This is a genomic window from Mojavia sp. (assembly GCF_059505145.1).
In genome coordinates this window covers 1-12,746 of record NZ_JCACKA010000146.1, presented here as the reverse complement: position 1 = coordinate 12,746, position 12,746 = coordinate 1, and the positions used below count along the sequence as shown (strand labels likewise).

The window sequence follows — 12,746 nt, the reverse complement described above, 5'->3', positions numbered from 1 at the left end:
TTGCCAAGACCCATGACTTATAAGAGCGATGTTGATTTTGCGAACTGAACTTGTACATGAATTGATAATCAACACCGCACTTGAGATCAGTTAAAACAGCAATAGTTATCAAAATTTGGGTTGTGGCTGAAAACACAACTCAAAAAAACTAGTATATCTGTTGTATAGGATACTGGAGTTATTTTATCGTCAGTCGAATGGCACGCTTGAGAAGCTCTTGGGGCTGGGGGAGTAAAGGGGGAAAGATGTCAGCTAGAGATTTATTTCATAAAGCGGTCAAAAATGCACTCCAGAAAGAAAATTGGATAGTTACCGATGATCCGCTAGAAATAGAATTTGAAGAGGTAACGCTTAAAATAGATTTGGGTGCAGAAAGGCTGATTGCAGCAGAGAAAGAAGGGGAAAAAATAGCCGTAGAAATCAAAAGTTTTGCGAGTAACTCTGCGGTTAGCGACTTCCATACTGCTTTGGGACAATTCCTGAATTATCAAATTGCACTCGAAGAAAATGAACCAGAACGTAGGTTATACTTAGCAATTCCAGTTGATGCCCATGAAACATTTTTCCAGACTCGACTTGCTCAAATTGCAGTGCGACGACATCAATTAAAGCTAATAATATATGATCCAATTATGGAGGTTATTGTAGGATGGACAAACTAGAGCAGTATCGTCAACATATCCAAAATATTTTAACTAAACACGGTAAATATAAAGCTAACCGTGAAGAAATTGAAAATGAATTAATATTTGATACGGTACACGATCATTATCAGTTGATGCGTATAGGTTGGAATGGTTTAAGTCGCGTGTATCACAGTGTTATTCATTTCAATATTAAAAATGGCAAAATCTGGATTCAGCAGAATATGACAGATGTAGATTTAGCACAAGAACTTTTGGAGATGGGAGTACCAAAAGAAGATATTGTGTTGGGTTTACAACCACCTTATAAACGTCCGTACACGGGATATGGAGTGGTTTAAAAAAACTCAGTGTCAGAGAAATCTTCAAGCTAAAATCCATCCGCGGCCACCCGTGAGAGGTTAAAAAAAAGCGCATTTTGTCAATCAGCTAAAATACTCAAAAAGTTATTGATAAAAATGATAATCGTAGATGGGGGTGGGGGAAGGAGGCAAGCGTCGCTTGCCTCCTTCCCCCAGATTTGATTATCATTATCGACTAATCTTTTGACAGTTTAAATATTCAAGAAAAACGTATTGTTATACCAATTCTCTATGAAGTTGCACTTAATAAAGCGGAGGTGATGTAATCCCATCCACAAATCTCGGCGATCGCTTCGGATGAGATGGAATCAAGAACTTGTTTTAACTTCCGTCTTAATTGATCTAAAGTTGTGCAATGTTCCCAAGATAGTTCGTACTTAATGTGTTCCCATAAGCGTTCTATAGGATTCAACTCAGGGCTATTTGGTGGCTGGAAAATTGGGATAACATTATCAGGCCATTCTAAATCTAAAGACTTGTGAAAGCTGCCATTATCCATCTGAACCAAATTCAATACCTCAGGGTGTGCTTTTGAAAAAAGGTCTAAAAAATCTTGAAAACACGTACTATCCAAGTGAGAAAATTCCCAAAAGAAACTATCTCCTGTTGCTGGTTCAACAAGACCATATAGATAAAAGTTTTTTCGTTGCCAGCCAACAATAGCAAGAGGCTTGACCCTTTTTAGGGTGATTGTGCGACCTGTGATTGTTTTAAGCCCTAAACGACTTTCATCTTCACACCAGTAACGTACTTGTTGATCTGTCCCTAAATAGCGCAGCAACACTTGAATTATTTCTGGAAGTTTTTTTAAAGGCCTCTTGGACTTCAGGTTTCGCTTTTGCGCTGCGTGGACGGGGTACTTTCAATTTGGCATTGAGCTTGTAACGCACAATTTTGTGTACAGTTTTATACGCAATAACAATATTGCATTCTTGAGTCAGCCATTCTTGAATTTGGCTGTAACTCTTGAATCCTTGAGGCTGACTGAGACGTTCATGAAGTTGGCTCATGACATTCGCTGCTATTAAACCTGACTTACCAGGAGGTGTTTTGACTTCAAGCAACGCATCGATCCCGCCTTGCTGATACCGTTTCAACCACCGATACACTGTTGATTCATCTCGTCCTAATCGCTGCGACAGTTCCTGTCTTGTTGCAATCACTTGAGTTTTCACCCACTAGAGCATTTGTACTCGTTCTTTCGTTGCACCAGTTACCGCATAACGCAATCGGTGTTGTAATTCTTCACTACTCTGGCGCACTTCCACTCGAAACTGATTACCCATGCCCCTGCATCCTTATCTCTCACTCTCTTAATTTAGTGCATCTTCATGGAGAATTGGTATGAGTTCCTCTTCTGATAATGGCCAAGGTGGGCCAGAGGGTTCAACTTCTGTTTCCCGCACACGATTAATCAACGAAAGTCTGCCACCAGGAGCAACAAGGGAGGCAACTGAAGAAATAACCCAAAAACGCACATTCAAGGGCAGAGCTTGAATATTACGACATTCAAACACAAAGTCAAAGGCGGAATGCCATTGTGAGGGAATTGCTAACAAATCTACAACTACATAGTAGACCCATCCGAAAAATAAATTCGGATAAAGATAGGATATAAAATTTAATTTTTATAAATCCTAATGTCTATCCTATATAGTTTTTGCGGGTTGTACAGCATAATAAATCCTGTTTATGCTTAAAATTTGAAAATCCTATTTTTGGTCTCTAAACTATTATCAACTATGTCAAACTCTAATTCATACGCTGATTGAAGATATATAGACCGCCTTGAAAATCCTTGCACAGGCTGGGTTATAAATTTCCGGACAAGTCTAGTTAACAGTCGAATTGGGAAATCGCTGCTTACCCCTCTTTTGTCACTATTATGAGAGAATAATTAGGTAAAAACGATGAAAGCATTACAGGGATAATGTTTGAGTCTCGGCCAGCTGCACCAACAGTCAAATTCGTGGACGAATATTGTCAGTGGTATAAAAAGCTGTTTTCAGATGTTAGGAGCTTTGAGGCATTTAAGTACCTACATGTTGGGTGTATTTCTGAATTAAAACGGAAAACCTTACCAGAAATAGCAAAAATCGTAGGGTTAGATAACCAGCAGGGGTTACATCATTTTTTAACTAAATCGCCTTGGGATATAGAAAAGTTAAGAACTTTACGTTTAGAACTAATTTTAGAAGTAATCAAAAGTAGACCAATCATTTTAATTATTGACGAAACTGGAGATAGGAAAAAAGGTTCATCAACAGATTATGTCAAAAGGCAGTATATAGGAAATTTAGGAAAAATTGAGAATGGAATTGTTGTAGTAACAGCGTATGGTGTGTTCTGCGGAATGACCTTTCCATTACTCTTTGAAGTATACAAGCCTCGTGAAACATTGAAGACAGGAGATAAGTACCTGACCAAACCACAAATAGCAGCAATGCTTATGAAAAAGCTCAAGTCAATGGGCTTTAAATTCAATTTAGTGTTGGCAGATAGTTTATATGGTGAGCCAGCGCGTTGGGCGGCTTTGCCGACTTGAAGCGACTGGCGAACCCCTAAGGGTGAGAGTGGTACTAATTTTATATCTGTGTTAGATGAAATGAGTCTCAACTACATAGTCGCGATTCGTTCAAATCATTATGTAGAGCTACTTCCAAAGCAGCGTACTCAATATTTAGATTGGCAGAGATTCAAAAGAGTGTTTTCTGACCTCAATAGTGAAAAAAGATTTATTAGAGAGATAATTCACGGAAAACGTGGAGAACACAGATATTGGCAGATCACAACAGACATTGAAAAATTGCCAGGAAACTCTACTTGGTATGTAATGAGTAAATATCCCGACATTACACCCAGGGAAGTCGGTAATTTTTATGGATTAAGGACTTGGGTTGAATATGGCTGAAAGCAAAGTAAAAATGAATTGGGTTGGGCTGATTATCGTTTGACTCATTATCCAGATATTGAACGCTGGTGGGAGATTGTTATGAGTGCTTACTTGATGGTTAGTTTACATTCAGAATCTCTGCGTTCATCTTCACCACAACCAGAATCAAAATTTGCTTCACATCAGAGGTGGGATGATAGGAAGGGTTGGAAGAACATTCTGAACAATCTTCGCTTAATCATTCAACCTTTTACTTTGTTTAACTTAATATATCCTTGGTTAACAGTTTTTCCTATTCCTCAATTGTTGAGTGGTTTTACTAAACTCCAATCAATTGTTTATAATCTCACTTCTCCAATTTTTACATTCCTGTTCAACCTTAATTTTCATTTTTCCTCTGCCTAAAGTGACAAAAGAGGGATAAAATTACACCGTACTTGAATATAATTTTTAGCGTAGGCGTAGCCCGCCGCAGGCATCGCTTGTTTTTGACCAGACCTCACAAAATCGCATTGCTCCCATACATCTTCATCAATTTACAAAATATTACTCATGTATGAATTAGCGACTAAAATAAAAACACGACTTGAGAAACTAGATACAGATATAGAATTGAGTTATGAAAAAATTTTTGATATTCTTTGTCAAGAATATCACTTGAATAGCAGTTATCTAGAACAAGCTTTGAGTTGTAAATGCCCATTTGCTCTAATCGGTTTTATTAATGAATTAGAACTCCCGGAAATTTCTGATTGCTCTGACATTATCAAAACCTTAAATACGCATAGTTAAGATTTTAAATAACCAGTCATTGAGAGGTACACCAAAGCCTGACGGAAACTGTTGCTGTATCTTTGTGTATTGAACTTGATTCCAATCTTTTGGGTTAAATATACTGTGCGGAACTTCCATATCTACTAATTTTGGATTCTCCATGTTTGCACACCACATCCTGGCTCGATAATCAATAATAAAGCCACACTCAGGTAGTTCAATCCAATAATGTGGTGACACTTGACCATGCCCAAGCCATTGGAGCGAACCACACCAGATTGTATGTTCAATACCTTTATTAAACAAAACAGTTGAGACAACTCTGCTATGCCCATCACACTCAGTTGGAGAATTATCCCAAACATCTAATTCAGCACGTAGCTGGTTAATAAATTCATTATTCATTCCAAGCATATTTATTCTCCAACAAATCTTTTACCTTGCAAACAGTATTGATTGCTACATCAGCTTTTTTAGCCGCCTGACGCAACGATAATCCCTCGTTAAGTGCGGCTATTACTCGCTGCGATGAGGGTTTTGCTAGAAATTCCTCTGCCGATTCAGCACTTGGTGGGCGACCAATATGTCTGCCCCATTTTTTAGCACAGGACATCCCCTTTTTGATTGCTTCTGAGCGCATTAAAGCACGTTTTTCTTGTTCAATTAATTGCTCAATCCCACTGGGTTTACCCGCTAGAATATCTGCTTCTACTTCTAATAACTCCTTTTTTTTCATTCGTCGTAAATCCCGTAGTGCAGCAATGGCATCTTCTGGATTTTCAAACTTGTAATATTCAGTCATCCCACCAATGGCATAATTATAGTCAGCGTATCTATATTTAAAATATTTCTCTACATTTCCTCGATGTGGCCAGGTTCCTAATACTTTAACTGCAACATTTTGAAAATGTGTTCCTAAATTGTTTTGAATTTCAGCCACTCTTGCTTGTATTTCTCTTCGCGTCACGCCAATTTTATAAAAGGTTTCTCCGTCAGCATCGATTTGTAGATAGTAAAGACTATTCGATAAAATTTTCCGTAATTCGGCGCGGTATATTTGGAGATCCCAAAGATATTCGTTAAAGTTTGATCCCTGATCCTGATAAGCAACTTGAACTTTTTTCTCTAACTGCTGTAATTTCTCCAACAATATTGGTTCTTGCACAGAGTTGAACAGCATTAAAGATAATGCACCAACAGGTATTTTGCCTAGTTTGGTAAATTGGTATTGTCCGTAGAGACGGTATTCGTTGCGTTCTAATAATTTCTCTTTAATAAAAATTGAATAAATTTCACTCTCATAAATACCTTTGTCCTTCCATCCGTACTGATTCCAAAGGGTTTTGAGTTGTTGGAGTTCTTTACCCGTTAGCCATATATTGAAGTTATCGTACAAAGGTAAGGTAGGAATTTCACGTTCACTACGATTGGCTACTTCCCGGCAAGTTTCTTGAGTGTGTGCGAAGTGATGTTCTTTCCGATGACCCTTTTTTGCCGTCAACTCACCACCACAGTAGGGACATCTCAACGGAGTTCTCCCTCGCGTTACATCTTCAATTGGTACTAAAGTTTTATCTTGGTCAACTCCATACCTGAGCCACATTTGCAAGTACCCTTTATTTGATACAGCAGTTTGTTGGGTTTGAGTCGCGCACCTTGATGCTTTGAAGCTATTTTTACTGTATCAAAAAAAGGTTGCTCTAAAATCAATGATTATTAAGGAATTTACTTGTTATGTAAACGAGTCAAACGATAATCAGCCCAACCCAATTCATTTTTACTTTGCTTTCAGCCATATTCAACCCAAGTCCTTAATCCATAAAAATTACCGACTTCCCTGGGTGTAATGTCGGGATATTTACTCATTACATACCAAGTAGAGTTTCCTGGCAATTTTTCAATGTCTGTTGTGATCTGCCAATATCTGTGTTCTCCACGTTTTCCGTGAATTATCTCTCTAATAAATCTTTTTTCACTATTGAGGTCAGAAAACACTCTAAAGAATTGACATTGCTACCACTCTAATTCAAGCTCTAAAAGAATTGACCTTACGTCAAGATTTATCTTGTTTATGGCCATTAAAATGGGCCAGCATTTTTTTCGAGTTTAGCATTTTGCGTTTGCATCAAGCTTGGTGTCCAGTATGTTAGGACTTACGCAACTGGCACAGAGCGATCGCTGTTTGATAGTACATAGGTATTAATTGAATCCGATTCCGAAAGATTTGTCAACGCGTAAGAAGTCGCTGTATTGGAAGCAAAGCATGAAATATTCATGAGAAAATAGGTAGAGATTGAATTAGATAAATGTTGCTTACGGTAATGAGATTTACTAAGCTTAATTACTGCCAATACTTATTAAGTAGTCAAATTAATTATACAATTACCAATTTGGCAGAGCATTTAGAGACTATTAGCCATGATGCAATTAACTATTATTTGAAAATAGAAAAATTAACACCTCGTTTACTATGGTATAACGTGAAAGAGGTAGTTGAAACTGATGACAATGGTTACATAATATTTGATGATAGCGTTTTAGATAAAAGGTATTCTGAAGAAACAGAAATAGTCAGAAGACAATATAGTGGTAATGAGCATGGCGTCCTGAAAGGCATTGGTGTAGTTAGCTGCGTATATGTCAACCCTACACTTCAAAGATTTTGGGTCATAGATTATCGAATTTTTAATCCTGATGTCGATGGTAAAACCAAGATAGACCATGTGAAAGACATGCTCCAAAACCTTGTACATCATAAGCTTTTACCATTTGATACTGTTTTGATGGACACATGGTATGCCGTACATACTTTAATGCTATATATTGATAGTTTAGAAAAAATTTATTATTGCCCTTTAAAAAATAATCGGTTAGTTGATGATACATTTGCCAAAGAAAAATATCAACGTATTGAATTATTAGAATGGAGTACTGAAGAGTTAGAATGTGGTAAAATCATAAAAATTAAAGGGTTTCCCGCTCAGAAAAAAGTGAAACTATTCCGGGTTACTGTTTCTACCAACAGAACGGATTATATCGCTACTAACGATTTATCTCAAAGCTCCACGGATGTTGTACAACAGGTGTGTAAAATTCGTTGGAAAATCGAGGAGTTTCACCGAGAGATTAAACAACTAACTGGCATTGAATCTTGTCAATATCGTAAAGCTAGGCTTCAAAGAAATCATATTGCTTGTGCAATGTTGGTTTGGATTAGATTAAAGAATTTAGCCTATCAAACTGGTCAAACTGTTTATCAAATCAAGCATACTTTGCTTTCTAATTATTTAATTCAGCAACTAAAACGCCCAAGTATTTCTATGTGCTTGGTTTGATTTAAATTGTCGTGTGGCAGGGCTACGCCCCGCCCGCTATTTGTGCCAGTTGCGGAACCCGGATCTGACTTTTCCCGTTAAGTCTTGAAAAGCTTGCTCACAAAGGATTTAGGAAATAGCACAGCATATACGGTACAGTGATTGAAATCGAGTGCTAAAGGTAACAAGCGATGCTGGACTGGTGGGAGAAAAATTTTGCGACTTGTGAGCTAGGCGATCGCAGATTAAATGAGCGTGCAATGTCGATAGGCTATGCTCTAAGTCTTGGATTTGGCAAAGCACTGGCAGAAATCTTCAGTAGTGGAAAAGTACTCAAGAGAGCTTATGAGTTTTTGCCAACCCCAAAGTGGAATTTTCAAGAGTGATTGAGCCGCCCTGTCAAATGACGGCGGAAACTGTTGCAGAATATGATGTAATGCTGTACGTTGGAGACACGACTTTTCTTGATTATGGCAGTATTGAGGCTAAAAAGGAAGGTTACGGCCCAATTGGTAAGGGAGGTAACGGTTTAATATTACACAGCGCTTTAGCCATAGAACCCCAGAAAGGTCAATCGATAGGTCTGTTGTGGCAAAAACTTTGGAATCGAGAGCCAAAACAAAAGCCACCAAAAGAGGAAACTCCGACACAAAAGAAAAAACGACAAGCAGCAGCACGTAAAGAAGCCCGAAACCGCCCTTTTGAACAAAAAGAATCTTACAGGTGGGTAGAAGCGCTCATCACTGTAGAAAACCTTGTGAGTAAGCACACGCAAGTGATTCATGCTTTCGACCGAGAAGGTGATATCACAGAAGTTTTTGATAAAGTTCGTCAACTTCAGCACACAGGAGTTATCGTTCGTGCAGCTCATAACCGTAGCTTAGATTCCGAGAGTGAGCGTCTTTGGTCAAAACTGGAAGGGCAGCCTATCAGTCTGGAACAGGAAATCGAATTACCCCAGACTAGTAAACGTTCTGCCCGCAAAACCAAGCTAGCTGTACGATTTTGTCCTGTAAACCTCCGTACTCCCTATCGTTTTGACAACCGTGACCCTCTACTGGTGTATGCTGTTTATGCCACGGAAGTTGATTGCCCAGAGGGTGAAACCTCTGTAGAATGGATGTTGCTAACCACAGAAGTTGTTGCAGATATCCAGACAGCTTCTATGATTTTACGCTGGTATTCTTACCGTTGGCGAGTTGAAGAGTATCATAAAATTTTCAAGTCGGGATGTCAGGTAGAAAAATATCGGCTTGCTGCTGAGGGGATGAAAACTCTCATTGGATTCTTGAGTGTGATTGCTGTTGAGCTTTTACAGTTGACTTATCTCCACCGCACTCAGCCTTTAGCTCCCGCAATTGGAATTCTCAATCCCCTTGAACTCAAGATTTTAAAAGCTAAGTCTCCCAAACCATCCAAACTCCTCACAGTTAATTGGGCTGTCGAAGCGATCGCTCGTCTTGGCGGCTACCTAGAACATCGAAGCAAAACACCAATTGGTATCCAGGTACTGTGGCGAGGTTGGTTAAAATTGCATGACCTTTGTGAAGGTTGGCTGCTTGCAAAAGAGACTTAACGGGAAAAGTCAGAACCCGGATTTCTCACAAAGCCTGAAAAAATCATTGAGGTAAGCAAAACTTAAGGTAAGCTATTTTATACAATACTGAGCTAAATTCAAAAACAGGGTATGGTAGCGTATAAACCGAAATTACAGAGATAAATAAAATACAAATAAAACAATGAATACTGAAGTAAAAATCATTGAAAGTAATAAGTAGACAGCCTAAAAATCGGGTTAAATTAGGTAAACTCACCCCAATAGCAAGCTAATAACTATGATAATAATGAAGTAAAAATTAACCAGGGCAGGGTAAGAGAGATAAATAATTGTAGACAAGAGCGAAAATTTCTCTATAGGGGCAAGAGCTACTAATAGAAATTAAAATTTTTCGGCTACTAACAGTGATAGTTGCTCCTAACTTTAGTAGCTTAAGCCGAATAGTGCCAACAGTAGCGTTTTGGAATTCCGTCTTGGCTAAACATTGCTCTCGTAAAGCATTCATTAAAATGTATGCAACAGATGAAAACCACAAACGTAATTGATTCCCAGCAAACGTATGAGTACTAGTTCTGTCACTATTCAAGTCAAGCTTTTGCTCCTTTAACCGATTTTCCATCTCACCTCGCGGACAATATTTTTGAGTATAAAGTCGTCCTGGAGGAACTAATTTAGTAGGGAGTGAAGTTACAACAAACCGAGTTTTTATTCCCGCTTCTCCATATTCTACTTTTGAAACAACTCGGCGATGACGACTCCAAGAGTCTAGAGTCTTATAGTCAAGTGAAGAATACCAAACCGAGTTTTCAACAAATGCTGTTGCTTGTTTTCTCAAATCTGATGAGGGAGTAAATAAAGTTTCAAAAAACTCAACTACGGTTTGAAGTTTTTGCGAATATTCTTGGGATGCACGGTATTGGCTAGATTGGGACAATTGCAGTAGCCGACTATTTTGGGCTAACCCAAACACATAATCAACACTCCTTTGCGATTCACACCAACTCATAATATTTTCTCTAGCATATGCACTATCTCCGCGCACAAGAATTTTCACATTCTCCCAGCGGGAACGTATTATTTTTATGACTCGTTGTAATTCTGCTAACGCACCTCCTCCAGGGTCTACGTTGGAAGCTCGAAGCTTTGCTGCTAGTAAATGCTTACCGCAAAAAATGTACAGCGGCGCATAACAGTATCCTCTATAATAAGGGTTAAAAAATACTTCTTCTTGATGACCATGTACAAGATCATCTGTCACATCTAAATCTGTCACATCTAAATCTAAAGTTATCTGTCTTGGTGCTTTTGAATAAGATTCTCAAAATATCTCCACCAATAGTGTTTCTATAGCTGATGCATCATGTTCAATTCGATGATATCGACTTTCGGCTCTCGACAATATATTTTCTGGACAGTGTTCTAGGCGATTTAACGTACTTTTACCAGCTAAAGTAATTGATTCAAGCTCTGAATTAATCACTTGACCCACTGCTAATGCAAATATCAAATCTTTGCGTAGAGTTTCATGGTCATTGATGTCTTCATAGCCCATGATTAAACCATATATTCTCTGTGCAATCAAACTACTTACCGAATGTTCAACTTTCTTTTGTTCTCTGTAATCTTTGAAACATTCTGCTAATCGTGATGTTATTCCTCTTTTCCGGTCTAGTTCCGCAATTAATGTTAAACCTGCATCTGATGTTACAGCTTCCCCCTGGAATTTAACTATGACTGGACATGACTTGACTTGTTCAAATTTGAACTGTTCCGGTATACAATCTGTTGTCTGAAGAGTCATACTAAAACTGCTGGAATTCATGTGTATGAGTCATTTTGGCAGTTTTTGACTCTTCTTTTTTCAGGCTTTGTGAGAAATCTGGGGGAAGTCCTGTATGTTATGACAACTGGTTTGTCAATAATCGAGTCATCTACAATCCACTGTTATGGTTAGTTAACACAATTGAGAAATGCCCTCACCATGACCATCAGCCCTTGATTGAGGAATGCCCTCACTGCCACGAAAAATTTCCACCATTATCCAGGTATTCTCGTCCAGGGTATTGCTCAATCTGTCATCTGTGGTTGGGTAGCCAGGAACTCAACCAATTAGCCAATGAACAAACTGAAAGCGTTGATTTTTGGCGACAGCTTTTGATAGCTCCTCCGCGCTCTCACCAAAGCAACAAGCTTGTCTGGCAGTGTATGTGGTTTGATGATGTCGATGATTTGGCTGCCAATACGCCCTCTAATTTCCTGCCACCCATAAATCAGAACTAATTTTCCATCTTACCTGCTCAGGAGTTTTGAAACCATAAACGTGCCGCTCCGGCAAACTTATGGTTACAGTCACACGGAAAATCAATCGTGTTAAAAAAAGGTTATTTTAATCGTAGTTTTTGTCGTATAAAAGATAATTGTTTCTTATTTTGTATTGGCGGCGATCGTGTATGATGATTGAAGTCGGAAGTCGGAAGTCGGAAGTCGGAGGTCGGAAGTAACAATATGGAACTGGAATAGGTGGAGTTGTGGATAAAAATGTTGGGATAGCTGACATAACTAAAGCGTTTGCGATCAGGATTATCAAAGCTTGCAGCTTTCTGGATGAGAAACCAGGTATTTGCCGCACGTTATCAAAGCAACTGTTGCGTTCTGGTACGAGTATTGGTGCTAACGTGCATGAATCTCGTTCGGCTCAGTCTGATAAAGACGAATGGCACAAAATGGAAATTGCTTTAAAAGAAGCACGTGAAACTGAATACTGGTTAGAAATTTTAATTGAATCCGAGATTGTTGAGAAAACTAAATTTGAGCCATTGCTTAAAGAAGCGGACGAGATAGTAAAGATACTCGTTGCTTCTACGCGTAAAGTGAAAGATAGATTAAATGGCAGCAAATCCAACAGCAGGAGGATGGAGGCTGCAACTGAGAAGCAATAATTAAACTCTGAGCAAATAATAAATATATTTTCATACCTTCAGCAACAAGACAATTACTTCCGACCTCCGACTTCCGACCTCCAACTTCCGACCTCCAACTTTTAAAATGGTTCCCAGTTGTGAATAGTCCTGAATTAAACAACTTACCTCCGATCAAGCTGATTCCCTTAAATGATGAAAGTTTACCTGCCGGACATGATAGACAGCGCAAAGCTAGTACAAGACCACCAACCGATATCCGGTGGGTGAAAGTATTGGAATT

At 38.6% G+C, this 12,746-nt stretch carries 10 protein-coding genes and 4 pseudogenes; 7 read left to right on the top strand and 7 right to left on the bottom strand.

Annotated elements, in window-relative coordinates; genetic code table 11:
- The first annotated feature begins 245 nt into the window (after nucleotides 1–245).
- Together AC5JL8_RS37905 and AC5JL8_RS37900 are read left to right on the top strand one after the other, a co-directional pair.
- A complete protein-coding gene (locus tag AC5JL8_RS37905) occupies nucleotides 246–662 on the top strand; it encodes a XisH family protein (RefSeq protein ID WP_495884829.1) in 417 nt (138 codons plus the stop codon).
- Nucleotides 650–985, top strand: a complete 336-nt coding sequence (locus AC5JL8_RS37900) for a XisI protein (RefSeq protein ID WP_495884828.1) — start codon at nucleotides 650–652, stop codon at nucleotides 983–985. The genes AC5JL8_RS37905 and AC5JL8_RS37900 overlap by 13 nt, the downstream gene beginning before the upstream one ends.
- Nucleotides 986–1,235: 250 nt before the next feature.
- Here AC5JL8_RS37900 and AC5JL8_RS37895 read toward each other — a convergent pair whose 3' ends face one another.
- From AC5JL8_RS37895 to AC5JL8_RS37885, 3 genes are all read right to left on the bottom strand, one after another.
- Complete coding sequence (locus AC5JL8_RS37895) at nucleotides 1,236–1,790, bottom strand: IS630 family transposase (RefSeq protein WP_495884827.1); 555 nt, start codon at nucleotides 1,788–1,790, stop codon at nucleotides 1,236–1,238.
- Nucleotides 1,741–2,169, bottom strand: coding sequence for a helix-turn-helix domain-containing protein (locus AC5JL8_RS37890; protein WP_495884826.1), 429 nt, complete (start codon nucleotides 2,167–2,169; stop codon nucleotides 1,741–1,743). The genes AC5JL8_RS37895 and AC5JL8_RS37890 overlap by 50 nt, the downstream gene beginning before the upstream one ends.
- Nucleotides 2,170–2,319: 150 nt before the next feature.
- Complete coding sequence (locus tag AC5JL8_RS37885) at nucleotides 2,320–2,565, bottom strand: hypothetical protein (protein WP_495884825.1); 246 nt, start codon at nucleotides 2,563–2,565, stop codon at nucleotides 2,320–2,322.
- A 371-nt stretch (nucleotides 2,566–2,936) separates the two neighbouring features.
- On the opposite strand from AC5JL8_RS37885, the pseudogene AC5JL8_RS37880 reads away from it, so the two are divergent.
- Nucleotides 2,937–4,304, top strand: a pseudogene (locus AC5JL8_RS37880) (IS701 family transposase).
- A gap of 369 nt (nucleotides 4,305–4,673) precedes the next feature.
- On the opposite strand, the gene AC5JL8_RS37875 reads toward AC5JL8_RS37880, so the two are convergent.
- The 3 genes and pseudogenes from AC5JL8_RS37875 to AC5JL8_RS37865 form a co-directional block, all read right to left on the bottom strand.
- Nucleotides 4,674–5,087, bottom strand: coding sequence for a hypothetical protein (locus AC5JL8_RS37875; protein WP_495884824.1), 414 nt, complete (start codon nucleotides 5,085–5,087; stop codon nucleotides 4,674–4,676).
- Nucleotides 5,071–6,276 carry a GIY-YIG nuclease family protein gene (locus AC5JL8_RS37870; RefSeq protein WP_495884823.1) on the bottom strand — a complete coding sequence of 402 codons (1,206 nt, stop codon included), beginning with the start codon at nucleotides 6,274–6,276 and terminating at the stop codon, nucleotides 5,071–5,073. The genes AC5JL8_RS37875 and AC5JL8_RS37870 overlap by 17 nt, the downstream gene beginning before the upstream one ends.
- Before the next feature lie 188 nt (nucleotides 6,277–6,464).
- A pseudogene (locus AC5JL8_RS37865) lies at nucleotides 6,465–6,680 on the bottom strand (IS701 family transposase); the annotation flags it as partial.
- A gap of 314 nt (nucleotides 6,681–6,994) precedes the next feature.
- Here AC5JL8_RS37865 and AC5JL8_RS37860 point away from each other — a divergent pair.
- Nucleotides 6,995–8,008, top strand: a complete 1,014-nt coding sequence (locus AC5JL8_RS37860) for an IS701 family transposase (protein WP_495884830.1) — start codon at nucleotides 6,995–6,997, stop codon at nucleotides 8,006–8,008.
- Nucleotides 8,009–8,178: 170 nt separating this feature from the next.
- Nucleotides 8,179–9,563 (top strand): annotated as a pseudogene (locus AC5JL8_RS37855) (IS4 family transposase).
- 280 nt (nucleotides 9,564–9,843) lie between these two features.
- Here the strand turns inward: AC5JL8_RS37855 and AC5JL8_RS37850 are convergent.
- Nucleotides 9,844–11,346, bottom strand: a pseudogene (locus AC5JL8_RS37850) (IS1380 family transposase).
- 35 nt (nucleotides 11,347–11,381) lie between these two features.
- On the opposite strand from AC5JL8_RS37850, the gene AC5JL8_RS37845 reads away from it, so the two are divergent.
- Nucleotides 11,382–11,825 (top strand): hypothetical protein, encoded by a 444-nt coding sequence (locus AC5JL8_RS37845; RefSeq protein ID WP_495884822.1) that lies wholly within the window; start codon nucleotides 11,382–11,384, stop codon nucleotides 11,823–11,825.
- A 248-nt stretch (nucleotides 11,826–12,073) separates the two neighbouring features.
- The gene (locus AC5JL8_RS37840) at nucleotides 12,074–12,484 is read left to right on the top strand and encodes a four helix bundle protein (RefSeq protein ID WP_495884821.1); all 411 of its coding nucleotides are present in this window, start codon (nucleotides 12,074–12,076) and stop codon (nucleotides 12,482–12,484) included.
- The last annotated feature ends 262 nt before the right edge of the window (nucleotides 12,485–12,746 follow it).

Excerpts from the sequence above, each read along its gene's own strand:
- AC5JL8_RS37905 (WP_495884829.1), top strand. The coding sequence starts at position 246 with ATGTCAGCTAGAGATTTATTTCATAAAGCGGTCAAAAATGCACTCCAG.
- AC5JL8_RS37900 (WP_495884828.1), top strand. The coding sequence starts at position 650 with ATGGACAAACTAGAGCAGTATCGTCAACATATCCAAAATATTTTAACT.
- AC5JL8_RS37875 (WP_495884824.1), bottom strand. The coding sequence starts at position 5,087 with ATGCTTGGAATGAATAATGAATTTATTAACCAGCTACGTGCTGAATTA.
- AC5JL8_RS37870 (WP_495884823.1), bottom strand. The coding sequence starts at position 6,276 with ATGTGGCTCAGGTATGGAGTTGACCAAGATAAAACTTTAGTACCAATT.
- AC5JL8_RS37860 (WP_495884830.1), top strand. The coding sequence starts at position 6,995 with ATGAGATTTACTAAGCTTAATTACTGCCAATACTTATTAAGTAGTCAA.